The sequence below is a fragment of the uncultured Jannaschia sp. genome, from assembly GCF_947494025.1.
In the GTDB taxonomy this organism is placed as follows: domain Bacteria; phylum Pseudomonadota; class Alphaproteobacteria; order Rhodobacterales; family Rhodobacteraceae; genus Jannaschia.
Genome location: NZ_CANLTQ010000001.1, coordinates 415,748 through 440,181 on the forward strand (window position 1 = coordinate 415,748; position 24,434 = coordinate 440,181).

Here is a 24,434-nt window from a genome sequence, read left to right on the forward strand (position 1 = left end):
GCGGGGCCGGCGGGCTAGGCAGGGGCATGCCCGAGATCGACCCCTTCACCGCGCAGGCGACGCTGGAATGGCTGATCGAGATGGGCTGCGACGAGGCGATCTGCGAGCATCCCGTGAACCGCTTCGCGCTGCCCGAGCGGCAGCCCGCGCCCGCGCCGCCGGCCGCGCCGGCCGAAGCGGACACGCCGGCGACGCCGGACACGGCCCCGGGCACCGATGCCGTCGCGGAGGCGGCGCGACGGGCGGCCGCGGCGGCCACGCTGGCCGAGCTGCACGACGCGATCCTCGGCTATCCCTATTGCGACCTGCGCCTCGGCGCGGCGAACACGGTCTTCGCGTCGGGCGACCCGTCGGCGCGGGTGATGATCCTGGGCGACGCGCCGGGCCGGGACGAGGACCGCGCGGGGCATCCCTTCGCGGGCACGGGCGGCGAGCTGCTGGACCGGATGCTCGCGGCGATCGGGCTGTCGCGGACCGCGCAAGGCGCCGCGAGCGCCTACCTCGCCTGCGTGCTGCCGTGGCGGCTACCCTCGGATCGGGCGCCGGAGGCAGAGGAGATGGCGATGATGCTGCCGTTCCTGCGCCGCCATGTGGAGTTGGCGAACCCCGAGATCCTCGTCCTCATGGGCAACCAGCCCTGCGGCGCGGTGCTGGGCCAGCGCGGCCTGACGCGCCTGCGCGGCACCTGGACCGAGGGGTTCGGCCGCCCGGCCCTGCCGATGCTGCCCCCCGCCTTCCTGATGCGGAACCCCACGGCGAAGCGCGACGCCTGGGCCGACCTGCTGGAGCTTGCCGCCCGGCTCGACCCGTGAACCCCGCCTGTGCGCGGACGCAGGGTTGCGGGCGCGGGCGGAGCGCTATGTGCTTCGCCGACACCGACCCTGGAGACCTGCGATGAGCTACACACCCCCCGACGTCTGGATCTGGGACGCCGAGAACGGCGGCCAGTTCGCCAGCACCAACCGCCCCGTCGCCGGCCCGACCCACGACAAGGCGCTGCCTCGGGGCGAACATCCCTACCAGCTCCACAGCCTCGCGACGCCGAACGGGCAGAAGGTCACGATCCTGTTCGAGGAACTGATCGAGGCCGGGCACGACGCGGAATACGACGCCTGGCCGATCGATATCGGCGAGGGCGACCAGTTCGGCGCCGGCTTCGTGGAGATCAATCCGAACTCCAAGATCCCGGCGCTCCTCGACCTGACCGGTCCCGAACCCGTTCGCATCTTCGAAAGCGGGGCGATCCTGCTGCATCTCGCGGAGCGCTACGGCGCGTTTCTGGGCGACGACCGGCCGGAGATGCTGTCCTGGCTGTTCTGGCAGATGGGCAGCGCGCCGTTCCTCGGCGGCGGGTTCGGGCATTTCTTCGCCTATGCACCGGAAAAGATGGAATACCCGATCAACCGCTACGCGATGGAAGCCAAGCGGCAGCTCGACGTGCTGAACCGTGAGCTGGCCCACAAGGAGTGGATCGCGGGGGACGATTACACCATCGCCGACATGGCGATCTGGCCGTGGTACGGGCAGCTTTGCCTTGGCGGGCGGCTCTACGACGGGTCGGACCGGTTCCTTGCCGTGCACGAATACGAGAACGTCGTCGAATGGGCGAAGCGGATCGACGCGCGGCCGGCCGTGCGGCGCGGGCAGCGGGTCAACCGGCTCAAGGGCGAGAATCCGGCCCCGCTGCCGGAGCGGCATTCGCCGGCCGATTTCGACTGACGCCCCGGGCGGAGGGGCGCCGCCCCGGCCTTCGGCCCCCCGGGATATTTGGAAAGCAAAGAGGGAGGCGCCCGTGGCGCGCGATTTCCTGCCCTGCCGCATCGCCGTCCTGACGGTCAGCGACACCCGAACGCCGGAGGACGACCGTTCCGGCGACGCGCTCGTCGAGCGCTTGACGGCGGCGGGGCATGCCCTCGCCGCCCGCGCGATCCTGCGGGACGACCGCGCGGCGATCGCGGCGCAGCTCGAAGCATGGTGCGGGAGCGCGGAGATCGACGTGATCCTTTCGACGGGCGGGACCGGGCTCACCGGGCGCGACGTGACGGTGGAGGCGCATCGCGACGTCTACGAAAAGGAGATCGACGCCTTCGGCACGGTCTTCACGATGATCTCGATGGAAAAGATCGGCACCTCGGCGGTGCAGTCCCGTGCCTGCGCGGGCGTCGCGAAGGGAACCTACCTGTTCGCGCTGCCCGGCTCTCCCTCGGCCTGCAGGGACGCGTGGGACGGCATCCTCGCCGCGCAGCTCGACTACCGCCACACGCCCTGCAACTTCGTCGAGATCATGCCGCGACTCGACGAGCATCTGCGACGGAAGTGACCGGCGTTCATTTTCGCGCGACGGAAACGCGTGCGACGAAGGTGAGGATTGGCAAGGGCCGGGATATCCCTATGTTTCCGACCACATCCCGGCCGGAGATCCGATGCGCTTCCTTGGACGTAGCCTGACGGCGCTCTTTCTGCTCGCCCTCACGGCGGGGCTCCTCGCCTGGGCGGCGCAGATCACCTTTTCCGCGCTGGAGGAGCGGCGGGCCCGCGACGGGCAGGCCCTGCCCGCGCGCGAGCGCATCCTCGCCGCCAACGTGGTCGAGGCGGTGCCGGAGACGATCGCGCCGGTCCTGACGGCATTCGGCGAAATCCGCGCGAGGCGGGTCCTGGAGCTTCGCGTGCCGACAGGCGGTCGCATCGTCGAGCTCGCCCCCGAAATGGAGGATGGCGGGACAGTCGCGGCCGGGCAGGTGCTGATGCGGATCGACCCCGCCGGGGCGGAGGCGGCGCTGTCGGTCGCCCGCGCCGATCTGACCGAGGCCGAGGCCGAGCTGCGCGACGCCGAGCGCGGGCTCGATCTGTCGGAGGCGGAGCTCGCGGGGGCCGAGACGCAGCGCGACCTGCAGGCGCAGGCGGTGCAACGGCAGCGCGACCTGAGCGACCGCGGCGTCGGCGCGACCGCGGCGGTGGAGGCCGCGGAGCTGTCTCTGTCGGCCGCCGAGCAGGCGATCCTGGCTGCGCGCGGGGCCGTCGCCGCCGAGGCGGCGCGGATCGACTCGGCCCGCCTTGCCATCGACCGCGCCCGCATCGCCGTGGAGAACGCCGCCCGCGATCTCGGGGACCGCACCGTGGAGGCGTCCTTCGCCGGTCAGCTCGCCGATGTCTCGATCCTGCCCGGCGGACTCGTCTCCGCGAACGAGATGGTCGCCACACTGATCGACCCGTCCGAGCTCGAGGTCGTGTTCCGCGTCTCCGCCGCGCAGCACGCGCGCCTGCTCGATGCGGAAGGTGCGCTGATCGGCGTGCCGGTCCGCGCCGTCCTCGACGTGCAGGGGCTGGAACTTGCCGCCGAGGGCACCGTCACCCGCGAGGCCGCCGCCGTCGGCGAGGGCCGGGCCGGACGCACCGTCTTTGCCCGCCTCCACGACGCCCGCGGCTTCCGGCCCGGCGACTTCGTGCGCGTGGAGGTGGAGGAACCCGCGATCGCGGACGCGATCCGCCTGCCCGCCACCGCCCTGTCGCCGCAAAGCGACGTGCTGGTTCTGGGCGAGGGGAAGCGGCTCGAGGCACGCGCGGTCACGCTCCTGCGCCGTCAGGGCGACGACGTGCTCGTCGCGGGCGACATCGCGGGTCTCGAGGTGGTGGCCGAGCGGACCGCGGCGCTCGGCGTGGGCATCCGCGTCCGCCCCCTGCGCCCCGGCGTGGCGGCGGAGGACGCGGCCGGCACCGTCACGCTCGACCCCGAGCGGCGCGCGCGGATCGTGGCCTACCTGAACGCCAATACCCGCATCCCCACCGACGAAAAGGCGCGGATGCTGAGCCAGCTCGAATCCGGGGATGTGCCGGCCGACATGGTCGCCCGCATCGAATCGCGAATGGGCGGCTGAGATGGGGCTGCTCGGCTACTTCACGCGCCACCGCACCGCCGCGAACCTCCTTCTCGTCCTGATGCTGGCCGGGGGTCTCTTCGCGCTGCCGAACATGCGGGCACAGTTCTTTCCGGACGTGATCGTCGACGACATCGAGGTGCTGGTCGGCTGGGACGGCGCGGGGGCCGAGGATGTGGACCGCGGCATCGTGCAGGTGCTGGAGCCGGCGCTGCGCAGCGTGGAAGGCGTCAACGACACCAACGCCGTGTCGCGCGAGAACAATGCCTGGATCGAGCTCGAGTTCGAGCCGGGTCACGACGTGCTCTCCGCCGCCAACGAGGTGCAGACGGCGATCGACGGCGTGACCGGCCTGCCCGACGGGCTCGACGATCCGAGGGTCCGGCTCGGCCGCTGGCGCGACCGGGTGACCGATGTCATCGTGACCGGTCCGCTCGGCGTCGATCAGCTCGCGCGGATCGCCGACCAGTTCGTCACCCGCCTGTTCGCCGCCGGCGTCACCCGCACCACGATCAACGGCGTCGCCGCGCCCGAGGTGGTGGTGGAGGTGCCGACGGCGAACCTGCTGCGGCACGACCTCACCATGGCCGAGATCGCCGCGGCGATCGGCCGGGAGGCGCAGGCCGACCCGGCGGGCGACGTCTCCGGCGCCAATGCCCGCGTCCGCACCGGCGAGGCACGGCGCGAACCCGACGAGATCGAGGAGATCGTCCTGCGGCGCGAGGCCGCCGGTTCGGCACTGACCGTGGGCGACGTGGCCCGCGTCCTGTCGGAGGGCGTCGACCGCGAGCGGGCCTATTTCGTCGGCCCGGACCCGGCCATCGCGGTGCGCGTCGACCGGTCCGCCGACGGCGACGCGATCGGCCTGCAGCGGCAGGTGGAGGCGGTGGCCGCCGAACTTCTCCTCGACGCCCCCGAGGGGACGAACATCGAGCTCATCCGCACGCGGACGGAGGCGATCACCGGCCGCATCTCGCTGCTCGTCGACAACGCGATCCTGGGCCTCGTCCTCGTTGTCGCCCTGCTGTTCCTCTTCCTCAACGCCCGCACCGCCTTCTGGGTCGCGGCCGGCATCCCCGTGGCGATGCTGTCGGCCATCGCGCTGATGTGGGCGGCGGGCATCTCGCTCAACATGATCTCGCTCTTCGCGCTGATCATCACGCTCGGCATCGTCGTGGACGATGCCATCGTCGTGGGCGAGCATGCCGATTTCCGCGCCCGTCACCTGGGCGAGCCGGCGACGCAAGCGGCGGAACGGGCGGCACATCGGATGTTCTCGCCGGTCTTCTCGGCCACGCTGACAACAATCATCGCCTTCTTCGGCCTGGTGGCGATCGGCGGCCGATTCGGCGAACTGATCCTCGACATTCCCTTCACCGTGATCGTCGTCCTGATCGCCTCGCTCGTGGAGTGCTTCCTGATCCTGCCGCATCACATGGCGGGCGCGCTCGGGCATTCGGCGCGCGCGCATTGGTACGACCTGCCCTCGCGCCTGGTGAATCGCGGCCTCGACCGGTTCCGCGAACGGCTGTTCCGCCCGCTCGTCCGTCTCCTGCTGCTGGCGCGCTACCCCGTCGCGGCGGCGGCCGTGCTGCTGCTGGCGACGCAGCTCGCGCTGTTTCTGCGGGGCGACGTGCAGTGGCGGTTCTTCGACTCGCCGGAGCAGGGCTCGATCAGCGGCAATTTCGCGACGGTCGACGGGGCCACCCGTGCCGACACGATCGCACAGATGCGCGAGATGCAGCGTGCGACGGAGGCCCTCGGCGCGGCCTACGAGGCCGAGTACGGCACCAACCCCATCGACTACGTGCTGGCCGAGATCGGCGGCAATTCGGGCCGGGCGCTCGCCTCGGCCGACGACAAGGATCCCGACCAGCTCGGCGCCATCTCGATTGAGCTCAGCGCGGCGGATCTGCGCCCCTATTCCTCCTTCGAGTTCGTCGAGCGGTTGCAGGAAAGCGTCGAACAGCTGCCCCTGACGGAGGAGATCAGCTTTCGCAGCTGGCGATCCGGCCCCGGCGGCGACGCGCTGTCGGTGGAGTTCTCCGGCGCGGATTCGGCGACGCTCAAGGCGGCCTCCGAAGCGCTAAAGATCGCCGTGTCGGAGTTTCCCGAAGTTTCCGCCGTCGAGGACACGCTGCCCTACGACAAGGACGAGCTGATCCTGACGCTGACGCCGCAAGGCGAGGCGCTTGGCTTCGACGTGGGCGCGCTCGGCGCGACGCTGCGCGACCGGCTGGCCGGGATCGAGGCCGCGACCTTCCCTGTCGGCCCGCGCACCGGCGCCATCCGGGTTGAGCTGCCGGAGGACGAACTCCGGGCCGACTTCCTCGACACGGTGCGCCTGCCCTCGCCGCTCGGCGGCGACGTCGCGCTGTCGGACATCGTGACCGTGCGCGTGCAGCGGGGCTTCGCCAGCATCGCGCGCCGCAACGGCGTCCAGGAGGTCACCGTTTCCGGCGATATCACCCAGGACGACGCGGCCCGCGCCAACGAGATCCGCCAGCGCATCGCCGAAAGCATCCTGCCCCAGATCGCCACGAATTACGGCGTCACCTACGCGCTGAGCGGCCTGTCCGAGCAGGAGAGCGAGTTCCTGACCGATGCGACGCTGGGCCTCGCAGGCTGCTTGCTGGGCATTTACCTCGTGCTGGCCTGGATCTTCTCCTCATGGACGCGACCCGGGGTGATCATGGCGGTGATCCCCTTTGGCCTGATCGGCGCGATCTGGGGGCACTGGTTCTGGGACGTGCCGCTGTCGATGTTCTCGGTGGTGGGTCTGATCGGGATGACCGGGATCATCATCAACGATTCCATCGTGCTGGTTACGACCGTGGACGAATACGCCAAGGACCGCGCCCTCGTCCCCGCGATCGTCGACGCCGTTTGCGACCGCCTGCGCCCGATCCTGTTGACGACGCTGACCACGGTGCTGGGCCTCGCGCCGCTTCTATACGAGACCTCGTCGGACGCGCAGTTCCTGCGGCCCACCGTCATCACGCTGAGCTACGGGCTGGGCTTCGGCATGGTGCTGGTGCTCCTGCTCGTACCCGCGATCCTCGTGATGGGTCACGACCTGTCGCGCATGGCCGCGGCGCTGCGACGGCTGCTGCGTCTGCCCGCCCGGGCGCGCGGAGGCGGGGCGGGGCTCGCGGGTCTGGCGCTCGGAACGGCGATCCTCCTGTGGGGCTTCGCGACGCTGGGGATGCAGCTCGTCACCGGCGCGGTGTGGCGCCCGCTCGCCCCGCTCCTGCCCGCGGGCGGCCCCGCGACCGCCTTCGCGGTCTTCCTCGCGGGAACGGCGATCCTGCTTCTCGCGACCTGGCTCGGCGCCGGTATCGCGATGGGCCGCCGCCGTCCGACCTGAGCCCCGTCTTCGTTTCCGCAAATATCCTCGCCCGATGGGCGAGACCTAGAACGCTTCGGGACGCGCCGCGCGGGCCATGTGGTCGAGAACGCCGTTCACGAACCCGGCTTCCTTGCCTTCCGGGAAGAAGGCGCGGGCCACCTCGACGAATTCGTTGATGACCACCTTCGGCGGCGCCGCGCCGATCAGGAACTCCGCCCCGGCAGCCCGGAACAGCGCGCGCAGCGTGGGATCGATCCGGTCGATCGGCCACTTCGCGACCAGCGCGCGATCCGTCGCCTGATCGATCTTCGCCTGGCTCGTCACCGCCCGCTCGATCAGCGAGCGGAACAGGTCCACATCGCCCTCGGCGAATTCGCCCTCCTCGGTGACCATCCCGAAGCGGTGCGTCTCGAACTCGACACGGACCTTGTCCACGCTCTGCCCCATCGCCTCCATCTGGAACAGCGCCTGCACGGCGTAGAGACGCGCGGCGGACTTCATCCGGCGCTTGAGAAGGCGTCTGTCATCGGGGGTCATTTCGGCCATTCGCGCGACCTATGTGGGCTGCCCGGCGGGGTCAAGCGCGTTGGGATCGGGGCGCGCTCGGTCTCGCGGCGCGGTGCGGGGATCAGGCAACCGTCGGCCCCTTCTTCGCGGCGTCGTGCAGGAAGCTGTCCGGCCGGAACCCGATGCTGCGCTCGGGCTTGCCCATGCGCTTCTGCAGCGCGATCAGGTGCAGCGCCGCCTGTGCCGCCGCGCCCGCCGTGTCGAGACGCGCGGCATCGGCCCGCTCCTCGGCCTGTTCCATGTTCTCGACCGTGATGATGCCGTTGCCGATGCAGGCCCCTGCGAGGCCCAGCGTCGCGATCCCGCGCGCGCTTTCGCCCACCACCACGTCGTAATGCGAGGTCCGTCCCCGGATCACGCAGCCGAGCGCGACGTAGCCGTCATATTCCCCCTGCCGGTGCGCGATGCCGATCGCCGTCGGAATTTCCAGCGACCCCGGCATCTCCACGATCTCGTGCGTGGCGCCCGCCCGGTCGAGCACCGCACGCGCCGAGGCGAGCTGCGCCGCCGAGATCGCCCCGTAATAGGGCGCGATCACGATCAGGACGTGCGGCACCTCCTCGAAGGTCGGCAGGGTCAGCTCGTTGTCGGAATGTCCCGCCATGTCGTCACTCCTTCGGAATGGACCGCGTGCCCGTGATCGACAGCCCGTAAGCCTCGAGCCCGACGATCCGGGGTTGGGCGGAATTGGTCAGAAGCGTCATGTCATGGATGTTCAGCGCGGCGAGGATCTGCGCGCCGAGCCCGTATTGCCGCAGCTTCTGCGGGCTGACCCCGCCGGCCTGATCGAGCTTCATGTCGGTGTCGCGCAAGAGCACGACGACGCCGCGCCCCTCCGCCGCGATCACCCGCATCGCGTCGGCCAGATCGCTGTCGCCGATGCCGAGCACATCCTCCAGCGGGTTCATCGCATGCATCCGCACGAGCACCGGCTCGGGCGCGGCGAGGTCGCCCTTGGTCAGAACGACATGCTCCGCCCCCTGCGTCTCGTCGGCGAAGACGCGCATCAGCCACTCGCCGCCGATCCGGCTCGTCACCGGCCGCGACGTCGTCTGGTTGACGAGGTTGTCGTAACGCCGCCGGTAGGAGATGAGATCGCTGATTGTGCCGATCTTGAGCCCGTGACGTTGCGCGAAGGCGACGAGATCGGGCAGGCGCGCCATCGTCCCGTCCTGGTTCATCACCTCGCAGATCACGCCCGACGGGTTCAGCCCCGCGAGGCGGGAAATGTCGGTCGCGGCCTCGGTATGGCCCGCGCGGACCAGCACGCCGCCCTCCTTGGTACGCAAGGGAAAGACATGGCCCGGCGTCGCGATATCGGCCGCCCCCTTGGACGCGTCGATGGCCACCGCCACAGTGCGCGCGCGGTCATGCGCGCTGATCCCCGTCGAGACGCCATCGCGCGCCTCGATCGACACGGTGAACGCGGTCTCGTGGCGCGAGGAGTTCTGCGACGCCATCAGCGGCAGGCCCAGCGCGTCGATCCTCTCGCCCGTCAGCGTCAGGCAGATCAGCCCGCGCCCATGCGTCGCCATGAAGTTGATCGCGTCGGGCGTGGCCATCTGCGCGGGAATGCAGAGGTCGCCCTCGTTCTCCCGGTCCTCGTGGTCGACGAGGATGTACATCCGCCCGTTGCGCGCATCCTCGATGATCTCCTCGATCGAGGAGATGACGTCGCCGAAATCCGACTCCACGGGGCCGGGCATCTCGAAGGGGATCGGGTCGGGCATGTGCACCTCCAGTCGCGGAGCATGTAGCGCCGGGGGGCCGGATGTGCCAGTGCGCCAAGGCAGGGGGAGGCATGCATGAGGTCACAACCGAAGCTGGGCGCGCTGGCGGTCGTGCCGCGGGACGGGCGGGTGCTGCTGGTCGCGCGGGCGAAATCCCCCAATCGCGGGCTTTGGGGCTTTCCGGGCGGCCATGTGGAGCTGGGCGAGACCGGACTCGCCGCGGCGGCGCGCGAGCTTGCGGAGGAAACGGGGGTCGTGGCGGAGCCGGTCCGATACCTCGGCAATATCGACCTGATCGCGCGGACGGGCGACCGGATCGACCACCACTACCTCCTCGCCGCCGTTCTTTGCGACTGGCGGTCCGGCGAGCCGGTCGCCGCCGACGACGCGCTGGACGCCCGCTGGGTCGCGCCCGCCGAGATGGCGTCCCTCGCGCTCACGCCGAATGTCGACCGCGTGCTGGGCTGGCTCTACGGTTAAGCCGCCTCCACGCCGCCCCGGCCAGTCCTGCGCACCCCCGCGTTGGGGTTACGCCTCGCCCTGCCCGCCGCGCGCGCATCCGCACAACCCCTATCGGCCCGTCCCCGGAGTCAGACTCTTTCGCGCCTCGCGCCAGCGCACCGCATGGCGCGCATAGCCATCGACATCCCGTCGCGAATTGTGTCCGGCGTCAGGAATCCGGGTCATGGGGGCGCGCCTCAGGCCGGAATCTCGGCGAGCCGGGCGACGTAGCGGGCGAGCGTGTCGATCTCGAGATTCACGAGGTCCCCGACCTCCGACATTCCCCAGGTCGTCGCGCTCTGCGTGTGCGGGATCATGTTGACCCCGAAGCGGGCGCCCTCGACCTCGTTCACGGTGAGCGACGTACCGTTGAGCGCGACCGAGCCCTTCGGCGCGATGAACCGCGCGAGCGTCGCCGGCGCCTCGAAGACGAAGCGTTTGGATTCGCCCTCCGGCGTGATGGAGACGATCCGTGCCGTGCCGTCGACATGACCCGAGACGATGTGCCCGCCAAGCTCGTCGCCCACGCGCAGCGCGCGCTCAAGGTTGACCCGGCTACCTTCCGCCCAAGCGCCGAGCGCCGTCCTGGACAGGCTTTCCGCGCTGACATCGACGTCGAACCAGCCGCCCGAGCCGTCGTGCCCGCGATCCACCACCGTCAGGCAGCAGCCGTCGCAAGCCACGCTCGCGCCCAGATCGAGGGCATCCGTGTCGTAGGCGGTGCCGAGGCGCACGCGAAGATCGCCCTGCCGGTGGAGCGCGCGGACGGTGCCGATATCGGTGACGATGCCTGTGAACATGGACGGCCCCCCGCGATGGTCGGCTCGTGCTAGACCCGTGGCACATCTGCCGCAAGGGGGCCGCCCGGCGCGCGGTTTCTTCTGGCCTTACGTAGTGTCGCATGGATAGCTGCGACGATGACCCAGCGCCGGTTCCTCTTCCTGCAAGGTCCCCATGGGCCGTTCTTCCAGCATCTGGGCCACCTCCTCCTTGCCGCCGGCTGCGAGGTCCGGCGCGTGGGCTTCAACGCGGGCGACGCGGCGTTCTGGACCGACCGGACGCGCTACCTGCCCTTCGACGCGCCGCTCGACCGCTGGCCCGGCGCATGCACCGCAATTCTCGACGGCGAAGGCATCACCGACATCGTGCTCTATGGCGACACCCGGCCGCTGCACGCCGAGGCGATCCGGCTGGCCCGCGACCGGGGCCTCCGCGTGCATGTCTTCGAGGAGGGCTACCTGCGCCCCCGATGGGTCAGCTACGAGCGCGACGGGGCGAACGCCAATTCGCGGCTGATGCGGATCCCGGTCGGCACGATGCAGGCCGCCATCGCGCCGCTCGACCTCGACCTGCCCGACGCGCCCGCCCGGTGGGGCGACATGCGCCACCACGTCTTCTACGGCATGCTGTACCACGGGGCGATCCTGGCGACGCCGCACCGCTATCGCGCCTATCGGTCGCACCGGCAGATCGGCGTCGGCCGGGAGTTCCGGCTCCATCTGGCGCGGCTCGTGACGATGCCCTGGGCCGCAATCGAGCGGCGCCTCGCGACGCGCGGCGTCACCCGGGGCGGCTTTCCCTATCACCTGGCCCTGCTGCAGCTCGAGCACGACGCGAGCTTCCGCGCGCATTCGCCCTTCGGCTCCATGACGGAGTTCCTGGAGGTCGTGATCGAGGGTTTCGCCCGGGGGGCTCCCGCGCATCACCACCTCGTCCTGAAGGCGCATCCGCTCGAGGACGACCGCGCGCCCGTCCGCGCCACGATCCGCGCCCTCGTCGCACGGCACGGGCTGGAGGGTCGGGTGCATCACCTGCGCGGCGGCAAGCTCGCCCGGCTCCTGAACGAGGCGCGCTCGGCCGTGACCGTCAACTCCACCGCCGCGCAGCAGGCGCTCTGGCGGGGGCTGCCGGTGCTCGCGCTCGGCCGGTCGGTCTACGACAAGCCCGAGTTCCTCAGCCGTCAGGGCGTGGCCGAGTTCTTCGCCGATCCCGACCGCCCCGACAGCCGCGCCTACCGGGCCTATCGCCACTATCTCCTCGAGACGAGCCAGATCGCGGGCGGCTTCTATTCCGCCCGCGGCCGGCGGCAGCTCCTGCGGCAGGTCGTCGACATGATGCTGTCCGAGCTCGACCCCTATGACCGATTGGCAACAGGTCGCCCCGCGCTGCGGCAGAACTTGAAATTGGTGTCCGGTTAGGACAACTTGGCGGCGGCCGACGACCGGAAAACCGGGGGGCCAGCGCCCCGGACGGGCTCGAGCGGACAGCGAGGCAGGCACGTGAGCAGATCGGCATCGAGCGGGGCGAAAGCGGTCGCCCTCCTATTGGTCCTCGGCGGGGTGAGCGCCTGCGACGCCATTCCCCGATCCGGTCCCAGCAAGAGCGAGATCTACGCGGGCTCCGTGCTGCGCGAGGGGGACGCCTTCGTGGTCGGCGTCAATCCCCGCGTGACCGCCGCCACCGCCGTCACGCCCGCCCTGGGCTTCGGCGCCGCCTTCCGGTCGGCCGGCCCGATCGGCACCGACACGATCCGCCCGGGCGACACGCTGGGCCTCGTCATCTACGAGAACGTGCAGGATGGTCTGCTCGGGGGGACCGGCGCCTCGGCCATCAACGAGGTGCAGGTCGACAGCTCGGGCATGATCTTCGTGCCCTATGCCGGCCGCCTGCGCGCCGCCGGCAACACGCCCGAGGCCCTGCGCCGCATCATCACCGCCCGCCTCGACGAGCAGACGCCCGACCCGCAGGTCGTGGTGCAGCGCGTGGCGGGCAACGGCGCCACGATCAGCATCGTCGGCGGCGCGGTCGGCCAGGGCGTCTATCCGATCGAGCGGCCGACACAGACGCTGACCGCGATGATCGCCGCGGCCGGCGGCGTGGAGGTCGACCCCGACATCGCGCGGGTGAGCGTGACGCGCGGCGGGCGGACGGAGACGGCCTATCTCGCCGACCTTTACCGCAACCCGGGCGCCGACATCGCGCTCCGCGACGGCGACACGATCTTCATCGAGGCCGATCCCCGCGCCTACACCGTTCTCGGCGCGACGGGTGGGCAAAGGCGGCTCGAGTTCCAGACCGAGGTGCTCTCGGCGGTGGAGGCGCTGGCGCAGGTCGGCGGACTCGACCCGGTGCGCGCCAACCCGACCGGCGTCTTCGTGCTCCGCAACGAGCCCGAGGCGATCGCCCGCGCCGTGCTCGGCCGCGACGACCTGATCGGTACGCAGCGCATGGTCTACGTCCTCGACCTGACCGAGCCCACGGGCCTGTTCGACGCCCGCGATTTCGTGATCCGCGACGGCGACACGGTCTACGTGACCGAGGCCGGCATCGTCGGGTGGAACCGCTCGGTGGCCGCGATCTTCGGTTCGCTGGGTCAGCTCACCTCTGCGGCGAACACGGTCGGGGCGGTCGGCAACTGAGGTGACGACCGGCGCGGCCGAAGGCCCCGCCCCCGACCGGATCACCGCGCGTTACGTCACGGGCGGTTTCCTGTCGCCCCGCCTGCGCCGCATCGCGGAGCTGTCCGGCATCGACCTGCGCCCCGGTCTGCCCCGTGCCGGCGAGCGGGTCGCGGTCTGGGGGCATGCCGGGGCGTCCCGCCGGGCCGAGGCGGTGGCGGCGAGGATGGAGGCGCCGGTCCTGCGCTTCGAGGACGCGTTCCTCCGCTCGCTGCATCCGGCAGGCATGGGCGGCCGGGCGGACGGGCCCCTCGGCCTCGTCATCGACGGCCGCGCCGCGCATTTCGACGGCAGCCGGCCCTCCGACCTCGAAACGCTTCTCGCGACGCACCCTTTCGACGACGGCGGCCTCATCGCCCGCGCCCGCACCGCGATGGGGGAGATGGTCGCGAGCGGCGTCACCAAATACGCCGCCACGCGCGCCGATCTGGCCCCGCCCGATCCCGGCTACGTCCTCGTCGTCGACCAAAGGCGCGGCGACGCGGCCATCGCCCGCGGCGGCGCCGCGGCCGCGACCTTTCGCGAGATGCTCCTCCTCGCCCGCGAGGAGAACCCGGGCGCACGGCTCGTTCTCAAGACGCATCCCGCCGGGGCCGGGCATTACGGAGAGGGCGACGCCGTCCACGGCGCGGTGCTGGAGCCGCGATCCCTGCCCCCCGCCGCGCTCTTCGCGGGCGCCACGCGCGTCTACACGGTGAGCAGCCAGCTCGGCTTCGAGGCGATGCTGCACGGCCACCGCCCCGTCTGCCTCGGTCAGCCCTTCTGGTCCGGCTGGGGCCTCGACGACGCGCGCCGCCCCGTGGACCGGCGACAGCGGCGACTGACGCGGACGCAGCTCTTCGCCGGCGCGATGTTGCTCTATTCGCGCTGGTATGACCCGCATCGCGACCGGCTCTGCGACGCCATCGACGTGATCCGAATGCTGGAGGCCCGCGCCCGCGCCTGGCGGGAGGATCGCGCGGGCTGGTCGGCGCCGGATCTGCGGCTGTGGAAGCGCGCGCCGATGCGCCGTTTCCTGTCCGGGCGCGTGACGTATCGGGGCGACCCGGCGCGCCGGCGGCTGGTCTGGGGGACGGCGGAGGCACCCGCCGGGGCGACGCGGGCCGAGGACGGGTTCCTGCGCTCCCGGGGTCTCGGCGCGGCGCTCGTTCCGCCGCTTTCCCTCGTGCTCGACGCGCGTGGCCTGTATTACGACCCCTCGCGCCCTTCCGACCTCGAGGCGGCCATCGCGCGGGCGGCGGCGATGCCGCCGGAGGCGCTCGGACGGGCGCGCGACCTGCGACGGCGCATCGTCGCGCTCGGCCTGACGAAGTACAACCTCGAAGGCACGCTCCCCGCGCTTCCCGCCGCGCGGATCGTCCTCGTCGCCGGTCAGGTCGCCGACGACGCGTCCGTCCGCCTCGGCACGTCGGACGTCACGGACAATGCCGGCCTGCTCGCCACGGCGCGACATGCCAATCCCGGCGCGTTCCTCGTCTACAAGCCGCATCCCGACGTGGAGGCCGGCCTGCGCGACGGGGCGATCGACGCCGGCGGGGCCGACCTCGTGGCGCGCCACGCAGACCCGCTCGCCCTTGTCGCCGCGGCGGACGAGGTCTGGACCTTGACCTCGCTCCTCGGCTTCGAGGCGCTCCTGCGCGAGACCCCCGTCGTCACGCTCGGCGCGCCGTTCTACGCCGGCTGGGGCCTGACCCGCGACCTCGGCCGCGTCTCGGCCCGCCGCCGCGCGCGCCCGTCGCTCGACGCCCTTGTCCATGCCGCGCTGATCGAATGTCCGCGCTACCACGATCCGATGACAGGCGCGGCCTGCCCGCCCGAGGTGATACTCGACCGCCTCGCCCATGGTCCGATCCCGCGGCCCGGCCCGGCCAATCGCCTGCTCGCCCGCGCGCAGGGCACGCTCGCCGGACAGGCGCGGCTCTGGCGTTGACGTGCCCGGCTCCTAGCGACCCAGTCGGGCGAGGATCTCGTCGACCAGCGCCGATACCTCCGTCGCGGCGATTTTCGCGCCCGGATATTCGCACACCCCCTGCCCCGTGCCCATCGCCTCGGCATAGGCCACGCGGTTGGCGATGACGCTGTCGGCCGCCTCGGCCTCCAGATCCGACAGGGCCGCGCGGATGGTGGCGGTCAGGTTCGTGCCCGCCCGCGCCCGGTTCAGCACCACGAAGGGCATCTTCCGTTCCCGCGCGGCAAGTTCCAGCACGCCCTCCGTCGCCCAGAGATCCACTTGGCTTGCCGTGACGGGGACCACGATCATGTCCGAGGCCTTCAAGGCCGGCCGGAGGTCGCCGTCGATCTTGGGCGGCGTGTCGATCAGCACGAAGTCGTGGCTGTCGCGATACTTCCCCGCCTCGTAGCCGATCCCCCAGGCCGAGGAGGTGGAGAAGGTCAGGTCGCCCCGCAGACCGTCCTCCCGTTCGTAGCGGGTCATGAACCAGCGCCCGAGCGAGCCCTGCGGATCGCTGTCGAGCAACGCGACGCTTCGCCCCCGCGCCGCCAGTTCGGCGCCGACGTTCGCGGTCAGCGTCGTCTTGCCGGAGCCGCCCTTCTGCTGGGCAAAGGTGATGACGGTGGCCATGGCGTCCTCACGCTGCGATGCGGCACGAGCTTGCGGCACCGGCCCCGCGGCGTCAATCCGCCTCTGGCCATCAGACGGAGGCGGAGATGGCGGAGCCATCGGCAGCGGGTTCGAACGCGAACGCCCTGCGACCCACGAAAACGCATTACCCGGGGCGAGGACATCCGATCGGAAGGTGAGGATGGTGGAGCCGAGGGGAATCGAACCCCTGACCTCGTCATTGCGAACGACGCGCTCTACCAACTGAGCTACGACCCCAACGGCGACCCATATGGCGGGGGTCGGGGGCGGCGTCAACCGCCCCCGGACGCACTATTCGGCCGCTTCGAGATACTCTTCCACCGGCGGGCAGGTGCAGACGAGGTTGCGGTCGCCTGCGACGTTGTCCACGCGGTTCACCGGCGGCCAGTACTTGTCCACCCGGAACGCGCCCGGCGGGAAGCACGCGGCCTCGCGCGAATAGGGCCGGTCCCAGTCGCGGACGAGATCCTCCATTGTGTGCGGCGCGTTCTTGAGCGGGTTGTTCGCCGGGTCGATCTCGCCCCGCTCGATCGCCGCCATCTCCTCGCGAATGGCGAGCATGGCGTCGACGAAGCGGTCGAGTTCTGGCTTGGGCTCGCTCTCGGTGGGCTCCACCATCAGCGTGCCGGCCACTGGCCAGGACATGGTGGGCGCGTGGAAGCCGTTGTCGATGAGGCGCTTGGCCACGTCGTCCACGGTGACCTTCGCCGCGCGGTCGAAGGGTCGCGTGTCGAGGATGCATTCATGCGCCACGCGGCCCCGTCCGCCCTTGTAGAGCACGTCGTAGGCCCCTTCGAGCCGGGCGGCGATGTAGTTCGCCGACAGGATCGCGACCTTGGTCGCCTGCGTCAGCCCCGCGCCGCCCATCATCATCACGTAGGCGTAGCTGATCGGCAGGATCGAGGCGGAGCCGTAGGGCGCGGCGGAGACGGGCATCGTGCCGCCGGTCTCCGGATGGCCCGGCAGGTGCGGCGCGAGATGCGCGCGCACGCCGATCGGTCCCATGCCCGGGCCGCCGCCGCCATGCGGGATGCAGAACGTCTTGTGCAGGTTCAGATGGCTCACGTCGGCGCCGATCTCGCCCGGCTTCGACAGCCCCACCATCGCGTTCAGATTGGCGCCGTCGAGATAGACCTGCCCCCCGTGACGATGCGTGATCTCGCAGACCTCGCGCACGCTGTCCTCGAACACGCCGTGGGTGGAGGGATAGGTGATCATGCAGGCGGCGAGGTCGTCGCCCGCCGCCTCCGCCTTGGCGCGGAAATCGTCCAGGTCGATGTCGCCGTTCTCCGCCGCCTTCACGACCACGACCCTCATCCCCGCCATCTGGGCGGAGGCGGGGTTGGTGCCGTGCGCGGAGGTGGGAATAAGGCAGATCCGCCGGTCCTCGCCCCGCGCCTTGTGATAGGCGGCGATGGTCAGAAGACCGGCATATTCGCCCTGCGCGCCGGAATTGGGCTGCATCGACATCGCGTCGTAGCCGGTGATCGTGCAGAGCCGGTCCGACAGCTCCGCGATCATCTCGGCGTAGCCCGCCGCGTCCCCGGCCGGCGCGAAGGGGTGGATGCGGCCGAATTCGGGGAAGGTCACCGGCATCATCTCGACCGCGGCGTTGAGCTTCATCGTGCAGGATCCGAGCGGGATCATCGCCCGGTCGAGGGCGAGGTCGCGGTCGGCGAGGCGGCGCATGTAGCGCATCATCTCCGCCTCGGCGCGGTTCATGTGGAAGATCGGGTGGGTCAGGTAGTCCGATTGCCGGCGGAGCGCCTCGGGGATGTCGGTGCGCGTGGCCGCGATCTGCGCCTCGATCCCGAAGGCCCGCAGCACGCGGGTCAGCACGTCGCCGTCGGTGAGTTCGTCGCAGGCGATCCGCAGGCAGTCGTCGCCGACGCGGCCGAGCGTGATGCCCTCCGCCCGCGCGGCGTTCCAGATCACGCCCCGCATCGCCCCCGCGTTCACGGTGAGCGTGTCGAAGACCGCCCCCGTGGCCACGTCGAACCCTGCCCCCGTCAGCGCGTCGCGCAGGGCGACGGCGTGGGAATGGACATGCGTGGCGATATGGTGGAGGCCCTTCGGCCCGTGGAACACGGCGTAGAAGCTCGCCATCACCGCCAGAAGCGCCTGCGCGGTGCAGACGTTGGAGGTCGCCTTCTCGCGCCGGATATGCTGCTCCCGCGTTTGCAGCGCGAGACGGTAGGCCTTGTTGCCGTGGCTGTCGACGGAGACGCCGACGATGCGGCCCGGCATGGTGCGCTTGAGCGCTTCGGCGCAGGCGAAGAACGCCGCGTGCGGGCCGCCGTAGCCCAGCGGCACGCCGAAGCGCTGCGCGGAGCCCACGGCGATGTCGGCCCCCATCGCGCCCGGCTCCTTCAGGAGGCAGAGCGCCAGAAGGTCCGTGGCGACGATGCCGATGGCCTTCGCGTCGTGCAGCGCCTGCATCTGGGGCGTCAGGTCGCGCAGGCTGCCCAGCGTGTCGGGATACTGGAAGATCGCGCCGAACACGGACGCCGCGTCGAGATCGTCGATCTCGCCCACGACGAGTTCGATGCCGAGCGGTTCGGCCCGGGTGCGCATGACCTCGATGTTCTGCGGGTGGCAGCGGGCATGGACGAAGAACCGCGTCTCCTTCGACTTCGCCGCGCGCTGCGCCATCACCATCGCCTCGGCGCAGGCGGTGGCCTCGTCAAGAAGCGAGGCGTTGGCCACCGGAAGGCCGGTCAGATCGGAGACCATCGTCTGGAAGTTCAGAAGCGCCTCGAGCCGACCCTGCGCGATCTCCGGCTGGTAGGGCGTGTAGGCCGTGTACCAGGCGGGATTCTCGAGGATGTTGCGCTGGATCGCGGGCGGCGTGACCGTGTCGGAATAGCCCTGCCCGATCATGGCGGTGGTGACCCGGTTCCGCGCCGCGAGGTCGCGCATCCGCGCGAGGATCGCGTGCTCCGTCATCTGCGGCCAGGGCAGCGGCTCCGCCTGCCGGATGGCGGCGGGCACCGTCTCCTCGATCAGCGCGTCGAGGCTGTCGCAGCCGATCACCTCCAGCATCTCCGCCATCTCGTCCGGGGAGGGGCCGATATGGCGGCGGTTGGCGAAATCGTAGGTGTCGTAATCGGTCAGGGGCATGAGACGGTCCTCGGTCTGCGGCGCGGTCGGGGATCGGCAGGCCCGCCCCGGTCGGGACGAGCGTGACGGCCGCGCCGCGACCGTCACGCTGCCGAAGATGTCACGCGGACGCGGGCGTCAGTCCGCCACGAACTCGGCGTAGGCGTCCTCGTCCATCATGTCGCCCATCTCCTCGGGGGTGGTGGTCGTCATGCGAAAGAACCAGGCGGCTTCGGCGTCCTCGTTCACGAGGCCGGGATTGTCGGAAAGGGCCTCGTTCACCTCGACGATCTCGCCGTCGAGCGGGGCCAGGATGTCGGAGGCGGCCTTGACGCTTTCGATCACGACGATCTCCTCGCCCTTGGTGACCGTGCGGCCCACATCGGGCAGCTCCACGAACACGACGTCGCCCAGCTGCGTCGCGGCGTGTCCGGTGATGCCGACGGTGACGACACCGTCCGTGTCCTCGAGCCATTCATGATCTTCGGTGTACTTCATCTCGATCCTCTTCAGCGCCGGTAGCGCGGCTGGTGGAAGGGCAGGTCGGCGACCGTCACGGGCAACCGCTTGCCGCGCACGTCTCCATAAAGAACGGACCCGACCGCCGTGCCAATAGGCACGTAGCCCATCGCGACGGGCGCGCCCACCGAAGGGCCGAACCCGCCCGAGGTCACGGTGCCGCAGGGGGTCGTGGCGTCCGCGCCGGGGTAGAGCGCCACGCCCGTCCGCATCGGCGCCCGGCCCTCGGGGCGCAGGCCGACGCGGATGCGTTTCGGGCCGTCCGCGAGTTCCGCCAGGATACGCTCCGACCCGGTGAACCCGCCCGCGCGGTCGCCGCCCGTGCGCCGGACCTTCTGGATCGCCCAGCCGAGCCCGGCCTCCACCGGCGTGATCTCGGGTGTCAGGTCCTGTCCGTAGAGGGGCATCCCCGCCTCGAGCCGGAGCGAATCGCGCGCGCCGAGGCCGATGGGCATCACGCCGTCGCGGGACAGGAGCGCGCGGGCGAAGGCGTCGACCCGGTCGACCGGCACGCTGATCTCGAACCCGTCCTCGCCGGTATAGCCCGACCGGCTGATCCAGAGCGCCGCGCCCTCCCAGTCGAAGGTGGCGACGTCCATGAACCGCATCCCCGCCACGCCGGGCACCGGCCCGGCCAGCGCGGCCTCCGCCGACGGACCCTGCAGCGCGAGGAGAGCACGGTCCTCCAGCATCTCCACCGAATGGTCGGGCAGGCCCTTCCGCAGGATCTCGAGGTCGAGGTGCTTCATCGCGCCGTTGACGACGAGGAACAGGTGGTCCCCCCGGTTCGCGACCATCAGGTCGTCGGCCAGCCCGCCGTCGGGAAAGGTCAGGAACCCGTAGCGCTGCCGCCCCTCGGCGAGCCCCACGACGTTGACCGGCACCAAGGCTTCGAGCGCGGCGGCCGCGTTCTCGCCGCGGATGACGACCTGACCCATGTGGCTCACGTCGAAAAGGCCGGCCTTCGCGCGGGTGTGCAGGTGTTCGGCCATCACGCCGGCGGGATATTGCACCGGCATCGAATAGCCCGCGAACGGCACCATGCGTCCGCCGAGCTCCGTGTGCAGGCCGTCGAGCGGCAGGGGAATCGGGTCGTCCATTCGGCATCTCCTCGGGTCACGCGCCCGCGTTTCGATGCCCCCTCTGTCCCTTGCGCCTGAGATCGCTATCCCTTCGGCGGGTCCGCGAGGGACCTCTCTCCAGAGTACGTTTCGCGGCCGGTCCGTTCGCCTGAGAGTTTACCGGGGCGGTTGCTCCTTCGGCCCTGCCTGGGGCAGAGTCTCCCGGGCCGCGCGAAACCCTGATAGGTGGCGCGGCGACCATCGCGCAAGAGGAAAAGATGCATCGCTTCTTCGGCTACGGCTCGCTCGTCAATCGCCGCACCCATCTCTATCCGGCCGGCCGGCGGCTGACCGTGCGCGGATGGCGGCGCGCCTGGCGGCACACGGTGTTCCACCACGCGCCGTTCCTGACCGCCGTGCCCGACCCCGAAAGCGAGATCGACGGCCTCGCGGCGGAGGTGCCCGGCGGCGACTGGAAGGCGCTCGACGCGCGGGAAACGGGCTATCTGCGCCGGGCCCTGCCCGAGGGGCCGTCGATCTACCACATCCCTCCGGATCTGCATCCCGCCCCGGAGGCGGAACTGCCGATCCTGCTCAGCTATCTCGACGTGGTAGTGCAGGGCTACCTGCGGGAATACGGCGAGGCGGGCGTGGCGCGCTTCTTCGAGACAACCGACGGCTGGGAGGCGCCGATCCGCAACGACCGCGCCACCCCCGTCTATCCCCGCGCGCAAACCCTGACGGAGCGGGAGGCGGCGCTGGTGGACGACTGGCTCAGCCGGGTGCGCCCGATCGCGGTCCCGCACGGCTGATCGCGTCGAGCACGGCTGCCTCGGTCAGGAGCTCCGGCAGCAGGATGCCATCCGGCGCGCCCGGCCCGTAGACCGCGTCGAACGGGATGCCGAAGCGGTCGTTCGCCCGGAGATAGGCCGCGATCGCGTCGTCGGGACGGGTCCAGTCCGCCTGAAGCGCCACCGTCCCCGCCAGCGCTTTCGCCACGTTGTCGCGGGTCAGCACGAGGCTCTTGTTCGCCTTGCAGGTCAGGCACCAATCGGCGGTGACGTCGACGAAGACGGTGTTGCCCCGCGCCACCTCCTCGGCGATCCGGGCTTCGGCGAAGGGCTCCCACCCGGCATCGACGGCGCGGTCCGCCTCGGCCGGCGGGGTGACCGCCGCGGCGAGGACCAGCGCGGCGAGCCCCGCCCCGCCCGCCAGCCGCGCGCGGCGACCGACGGCGAGCGCAACAAACATCGCCGCCGCCAGTCCGCCCACGACGAGCGCCATACGAAGCCCTGCCGCCCCGGCCAGCACGGAAAGGAGCCACAGCGCCGTCAGAAGGAGCAGCCCGCCCAGCACGACCTGCACCTGCCGCATCCACCGCCCGGGCCGCGGCAGGCGCCGGACGAGCGCGGGCCGCGCGGCGACCGCCAGATAGGGCAGCGCGAGGCCCGTCCCCATGGCGAGGAACACGGCGAGCGTCAGTGCGGGGCCGCCGGTCAGCGCGTAGGTCACGGCCGTTCCTATAAAGGGGGCTGAGCAGGGCGTCGCCATCACGGCGGCGAAGGCCCCGGTGGCAAAGTCCCCGCCCCAGCCACCCCGCGTCTCCGTCCGCGCCATTCCGGTCAGCGCCCCCTGGCCTATCCGGACCTCGAACAGGCCGAGCATGTTGGCCGCGAAGATCGTGATCAGCCCGATCATCAGCGCCAGAAAGGCAGGGTTCTGGAACTGCACGCCCCAGCCCACCGCGTAGCCCGCGCCCCGCAGCCCGATCACCGCGAGCGCCAGTGCGCCGAAGAAGGCGAGAACGCCCCCCGCGGTGGCGAGGAACCCTGCCCGCACGCGCGCCGGGGCGCGGTCCCGGGCCTGCAGGGCCGAGGCGAGCTTGATCGACAGGACGGGCAGGACGCAGGGCATCACGTTCAGAAGGAGACCGCCCAGCATCGCCACGAGGAGCACGCGCCAGAGCGCGCCGGACGCCGCCCCGTCCGCCCGCGCGGGCGGCGTGTCCGACAGCGTCAGCGGAACGGTCGCCGCGCGATCGCCGTCCACCAGCGTCAGCGTCGGCGCCCCCTCCCCCGTGCCGGAAACCGGGATGCGCGCCCAGAGCCGCCGCCCCCCGTCGGAAAGGACGATCTCGGGCTTGCCGAAGGCCGCGTAGGCCCCGCGCTCGGGGAACAGGTCGGGATTGGCGAACGGCTCCGCCGCGCGCGCGGCGACGGTGAGGGCCGTGTCGTCGAGATGGGCGCCCTCGATCTCGATCCCGGCCTCCGCCGCCGATCCGGGCACGCGCGCCGTCCAATCCGCCAGCCGGTCGGCGGAGACGGCGTCGAGCCCGCCCCCCGCCGGCAGGTCGAGCGCGAGGCCGAGCGTTTCGGGCACGCAGATCTCCGCGCAGACGAGCAGGTCCACCCGCAGGTCCAGCCGCGCCGGCGCGCCCGGTTCCGAAAGCGTCACCGTAAGCGGATGCAGCACGTGGTCGGCATAGCCGAAGTTCTGGATGTCGAAGGCCTCGAACCGCTCGGGTGCGGGATAGGCCAGTTCGACCGAAGCAACGTTCTCCGACCCCTCCCAGGAGATCGCGGGCGGCAGGCCCACCTCCCCCGGGGAGCGCCAGTAGCTGTGCCAGCCCGGCTCCAGCGCGAGGTCGAGCCCCGCCTGCACCGTGGCCACCCCCGCGCCCACGCCGTCCTGCGCCGTCAGCAGCCGCGCGGTCACGGCGTTGCCGCGCGCGACCTCGGACTGCGCCGCGAGGAGCGGTGCGGCGAGAAGCGCGAAGATCAGGATGACGAGACAACGGAGCATCGCCCGCGGGTCTACGCCAGAGGGCGGACGCGCGACAGGCCCGGACCCCGCGCTGACAGGAACGTGACCGAAGGCGCTTGCCTTGCGCGAACCCGCGGGCCACGCTGCGCCCGCACGAAAATCAGGATCCGCCATGACCCGCCTTATCGCCGCCCTTGCCGCCACGACGTGCCTCGGCACCCTGCCCGCCCCAGCGCAGGACCTGACGGAGGAGCGGGTCAGGGAGCTTGCCCTCGAGGCCATCCTGGAGAACCCGCAGGTCGTGATGGACGCCGTCGCGATCCTTCAGGAACGCGAGGCGCAGGCGGCGGCGGACCAGGCGCAGACCGCGCTGGGCGAGAACCGCGCCGCGCTGGAGCAGGACCCGAACGCGCCGGTCTTGGGCAATCCCGAGGGCGACGTCACCGTGGTGGAGTTCTTCGACTACAACTGCCCCTATTGCCGCCGTGCCGCCGACGAGGTCGCGGCCCTGATCGAGAACGACGGCGACGTCCGGGTGGTCTACCGGGAATGGCCGATCCTGGGCGAAGGCTCGGTCTTCGCGTCGCGCGCCGCGCTCGCCGCCCGGGCGCAGGACAAGTACGCCGAGCTGCACAAGGCCATGCTCGGCTCCGAGGGGCGGCTCGACGAGAATGCGGTGATGCGGATCGCGGAGGAGGTCGGGCTCGACACCGACAAGCTGCGGGCCGACATGGAGGCGCCGGAGGTGGCCGAGCATATCGACACGTCCATGGCGCTGGCGCAGTCGCTGGGCTTCACCGGCACGCCGAGCTTCGTGATCGGCGAGAACCGCGCGCCCGGCTTGATCGACGCCGAGCAGATGCGGGCCATGATCGAGATGGCGCGCGACGACGGCTGACGCCGCCCCGCG

20 protein-coding genes, 1 tRNA gene and 2 riboswitches are annotated in these 24,434 nt (G+C 71.2%); of the genes, 11 read left to right on the forward strand and 10 right to left on the reverse strand.

Features of this window, described 5'->3' with window-relative positions:
• Positions 1-26 precede the first annotated feature (26 nt).
• The 5 genes from Q1B08_RS02105 to Q1B08_RS02125 all read left to right on the forward strand — a co-directional run bounded on the left by Q1B08_RS02105 (position 27) and on the right by Q1B08_RS02125 (position 7,242).
• Positions 27-812, forward strand: coding sequence for a uracil-DNA glycosylase (locus Q1B08_RS02105; RefSeq protein WP_299813972.1), 786 nt, complete (start codon positions 27-29; stop codon positions 810-812).
• Between the two features lie 82 nt (positions 813-894).
• Positions 895-1,719, forward strand: a complete 825-nt coding sequence (yghU, locus tag Q1B08_RS02110) for a glutathione-dependent disulfide-bond oxidoreductase (protein ID WP_299813975.1) — start codon at positions 895-897, stop codon at positions 1,717-1,719.
• Positions 1,720-1,792: 73 nt separating this feature from the next.
• Positions 1,793-2,320 carry a molybdenum cofactor biosynthesis protein B gene (gene moaB, locus Q1B08_RS02115; protein WP_299813978.1) on the forward strand — a complete coding sequence of 176 codons (528 nt, stop codon included), beginning with the start codon at positions 1,793-1,795 and terminating at the stop codon, positions 2,318-2,320.
• Between the two features lie 103 nt (positions 2,321-2,423).
• Positions 2,424-3,875 (forward strand): HlyD family efflux transporter periplasmic adaptor subunit, encoded by a 1,452-nt coding sequence (locus tag Q1B08_RS02120; protein WP_299813981.1) that lies wholly within the window; start codon positions 2,424-2,426, stop codon positions 3,873-3,875.
• Between the two features lies 1 nt (position 3,876).
• Positions 3,877-7,242: an efflux RND transporter permease subunit gene (locus Q1B08_RS02125; RefSeq protein ID WP_299813984.1), complete on the forward strand. Its 3,366-nt coding sequence runs from the start codon at positions 3,877-3,879 to the stop codon at positions 7,240-7,242.
• 45 nt (positions 7,243-7,287) lie between these two features.
• Here Q1B08_RS02125 and nusB read toward each other — a convergent pair whose 3' ends face one another.
• The 3 genes from nusB to ribB form a co-directional block, all read right to left on the reverse strand.
• Positions 7,288-7,770 (reverse strand): transcription antitermination factor NusB, encoded by a 483-nt coding sequence (nusB, locus tag Q1B08_RS02130; RefSeq protein WP_299813987.1) that lies wholly within the window; start codon positions 7,768-7,770, stop codon positions 7,288-7,290.
• Between the two features lie 82 nt (positions 7,771-7,852).
• Positions 7,853-8,395 (reverse strand): 6,7-dimethyl-8-ribityllumazine synthase, encoded by a 543-nt coding sequence (locus tag Q1B08_RS02135; RefSeq protein ID WP_299813990.1) that lies wholly within the window; start codon positions 8,393-8,395, stop codon positions 7,853-7,855.
• Between the two features lie 4 nt (positions 8,396-8,399).
• Positions 8,400-9,521, reverse strand: a complete 1,122-nt coding sequence (ribB, locus tag Q1B08_RS02140; RefSeq protein WP_299813993.1) for a 3,4-dihydroxy-2-butanone-4-phosphate synthase — start codon at positions 9,519-9,521, stop codon at positions 8,400-8,402.
• A 75-nt stretch (positions 9,522-9,596) separates the two neighbouring features.
• Between ribB and Q1B08_RS02145 the strand changes: the two genes are divergently transcribed.
• On the forward strand, positions 9,597-10,001 hold the full coding sequence (locus tag Q1B08_RS02145) for an NUDIX hydrolase (RefSeq protein ID WP_299813996.1): 405 nt from the start codon (positions 9,597-9,599) through the stop codon (positions 9,999-10,001).
• A gap of 218 nt (positions 10,002-10,219) precedes the next feature.
• Here Q1B08_RS02145 and Q1B08_RS02150 read toward each other — a convergent pair whose 3' ends face one another.
• The gene (locus tag Q1B08_RS02150; protein WP_299813999.1) at positions 10,220-10,822 is read right to left on the reverse strand and encodes a riboflavin synthase; all 603 of its coding nucleotides are present in this window, start codon (positions 10,820-10,822) and stop codon (positions 10,220-10,222) included.
• A gap of 117 nt (positions 10,823-10,939) precedes the next feature.
• Here Q1B08_RS02150 and Q1B08_RS02155 point away from each other — a divergent pair, with 117 nt between their 5' ends.
• From Q1B08_RS02155 to Q1B08_RS02165, 3 genes are all read left to right on the forward strand, one after another.
• A complete protein-coding gene (locus Q1B08_RS02155) occupies positions 10,940-12,220 on the forward strand; it encodes a capsule biosynthesis protein CapA (RefSeq protein ID WP_299814002.1) in 1,281 nt (426 codons plus the stop codon).
• An 81-nt stretch (positions 12,221-12,301) separates the two neighbouring features.
• Positions 12,302-13,441 (forward strand): polysaccharide biosynthesis/export family protein, encoded by a 1,140-nt coding sequence (locus tag Q1B08_RS02160; RefSeq protein ID WP_299814005.1) that lies wholly within the window; start codon positions 12,302-12,304, stop codon positions 13,439-13,441.
• Position 13,442: 1 nt separating this feature from the next.
• Positions 13,443-15,410: a capsular polysaccharide biosynthesis protein gene (locus Q1B08_RS02165; RefSeq protein WP_299814008.1), complete on the forward strand. Its 1,968-nt coding sequence runs from the start codon at positions 13,443-13,445 to the stop codon at positions 15,408-15,410.
• 12 nt (positions 15,411-15,422) lie between these two features.
• Here the strand turns inward: Q1B08_RS02165 and parA are convergent, their stop codons facing one another.
• The 5 genes from parA to gcvT all read right to left on the reverse strand — a co-directional run bounded on the left by parA (position 15,423) and on the right by gcvT (position 20,800).
• Positions 15,423-16,061: a ParA family partition ATPase gene (gene parA, locus Q1B08_RS02170; protein ID WP_299814011.1), complete on the reverse strand. Its 639-nt coding sequence runs from the start codon at positions 16,059-16,061 to the stop codon at positions 15,423-15,425.
• A 182-nt stretch (positions 16,062-16,243) separates the two neighbouring features.
• A tRNA-Ala gene (locus Q1B08_RS02175) sits at positions 16,244-16,319 on the reverse strand.
• Between the two features lie 54 nt (positions 16,320-16,373).
• Positions 16,374-19,202, reverse strand: a complete 2,829-nt coding sequence (gcvP, locus tag Q1B08_RS02180) for an aminomethyl-transferring glycine dehydrogenase (protein ID WP_299814014.1) — start codon at positions 19,200-19,202, stop codon at positions 16,374-16,376.
• A 117-nt stretch (positions 19,203-19,319) separates the two neighbouring features.
• Positions 19,320-19,679 carry a glycine cleavage system protein GcvH gene (gcvH, locus tag Q1B08_RS02185; RefSeq protein ID WP_299814017.1) on the reverse strand — a complete coding sequence of 120 codons (360 nt, stop codon included), beginning with the start codon at positions 19,677-19,679 and terminating at the stop codon, positions 19,320-19,322.
• An 11-nt stretch (positions 19,680-19,690) separates the two neighbouring features.
• Positions 19,691-20,800 carry a glycine cleavage system aminomethyltransferase GcvT gene (gcvT, locus tag Q1B08_RS02190; RefSeq protein ID WP_299814020.1) on the reverse strand — a complete coding sequence of 370 codons (1,110 nt, stop codon included), beginning with the start codon at positions 20,798-20,800 and terminating at the stop codon, positions 19,691-19,693.
• A gap of 41 nt (positions 20,801-20,841) precedes the next feature.
• Positions 20,842-20,905: riboswitch (glycine riboswitch) on the reverse strand.
• A gap of 4 nt (positions 20,906-20,909) precedes the next feature.
• Positions 20,910-20,996: riboswitch (glycine riboswitch) on the reverse strand.
• A gap of 43 nt (positions 20,997-21,039) precedes the next feature.
• On the opposite strand from gcvT, the gene Q1B08_RS02195 reads away from it, so the two are divergent.
• Complete coding sequence (locus tag Q1B08_RS02195; protein ID WP_299814023.1) at positions 21,040-21,573, forward strand: gamma-glutamylcyclotransferase; 534 nt, start codon at positions 21,040-21,042, stop codon at positions 21,571-21,573.
• Here the strand turns inward: Q1B08_RS02195 and Q1B08_RS02200 are convergent.
• Positions 21,536-23,563, reverse strand: a complete 2,028-nt coding sequence (locus Q1B08_RS02200; RefSeq protein ID WP_299814026.1) for a protein-disulfide reductase DsbD domain-containing protein — start codon at positions 23,561-23,563, stop codon at positions 21,536-21,538. The two genes, Q1B08_RS02195 and Q1B08_RS02200, sit on opposite strands and share 38 nt — an antisense overlap.
• Before the next feature lie 133 nt (positions 23,564-23,696).
• On the opposite strand from Q1B08_RS02200, the gene Q1B08_RS02205 reads away from it, so the two are divergent.
• Positions 23,697-24,422, forward strand: a complete 726-nt coding sequence (locus tag Q1B08_RS02205) for a DsbA family protein (RefSeq protein ID WP_299814029.1) — start codon at positions 23,697-23,699, stop codon at positions 24,420-24,422.
• Positions 24,423-24,434 lie beyond the last annotated feature (12 nt).

Bases quoted from the DNA above. Each gene is read 5' to 3' on its own strand.
- Q1B08_RS02105 (WP_299813972.1), top strand. From the start codon at position 27: ATGCCCGAGATCGACCCCTTCACCGCGCAGGCGACGCTGGAATGGCTG.
- yghU (WP_299813975.1), top strand. From the start codon at position 895: ATGAGCTACACACCCCCCGACGTCTGGATCTGGGACGCCGAGAACGGC.
- Q1B08_RS02120 (WP_299813981.1), top strand. From the start codon at position 2,424: ATGCGCTTCCTTGGACGTAGCCTGACGGCGCTCTTTCTGCTCGCCCTC.
- Q1B08_RS02125 (WP_299813984.1), top strand. From the start codon at position 3,877: ATGGGGCTGCTCGGCTACTTCACGCGCCACCGCACCGCCGCGAACCTC.
- nusB (WP_299813987.1), bottom strand. From the start codon at position 7,770: ATGGCCGAAATGACCCCCGATGACAGACGCCTTCTCAAGCGCCGGATG.
- Q1B08_RS02135 (WP_299813990.1), bottom strand. From the start codon at position 8,395: ATGGCGGGACATTCCGACAACGAGCTGACCCTGCCGACCTTCGAGGAG.
- ribB (WP_299813993.1), bottom strand. From the start codon at position 9,521: ATGCCCGACCCGATCCCCTTCGAGATGCCCGGCCCCGTGGAGTCGGAT.
- Q1B08_RS02145 (WP_299813996.1), top strand. From the start codon at position 9,597: ATGAGGTCACAACCGAAGCTGGGCGCGCTGGCGGTCGTGCCGCGGGAC.
- Q1B08_RS02150 (WP_299813999.1), bottom strand. From the start codon at position 10,822: ATGTTCACAGGCATCGTCACCGATATCGGCACCGTCCGCGCGCTCCAC.
- Q1B08_RS02155 (WP_299814002.1), top strand. From the start codon at position 10,940: ATGACCCAGCGCCGGTTCCTCTTCCTGCAAGGTCCCCATGGGCCGTTC.
- parA (WP_299814011.1), bottom strand. From the start codon at position 16,061: ATGGCCACCGTCATCACCTTTGCCCAGCAGAAGGGCGGCTCCGGCAAG.
- gcvP (WP_299814014.1), bottom strand. From the start codon at position 19,202: ATGCCCCTGACCGATTACGACACCTACGATTTCGCCAACCGCCGCCAT.
- gcvH (WP_299814017.1), bottom strand. From the start codon at position 19,679: ATGAAGTACACCGAAGATCATGAATGGCTCGAGGACACGGACGGTGTC.
- gcvT (WP_299814020.1), bottom strand. From the start codon at position 20,800: ATGGACGACCCGATTCCCCTGCCGCTCGACGGCCTGCACACGGAGCTC.
- Q1B08_RS02195 (WP_299814023.1), top strand. From the start codon at position 21,040: ATGCATCGCTTCTTCGGCTACGGCTCGCTCGTCAATCGCCGCACCCAT.
- Q1B08_RS02200 (WP_299814026.1), bottom strand. From the start codon at position 23,563: ATGCTCCGTTGTCTCGTCATCCTGATCTTCGCGCTTCTCGCCGCACCG.
- Q1B08_RS02205 (WP_299814029.1), top strand. From the start codon at position 23,697: ATGACCCGCCTTATCGCCGCCCTTGCCGCCACGACGTGCCTCGGCACC.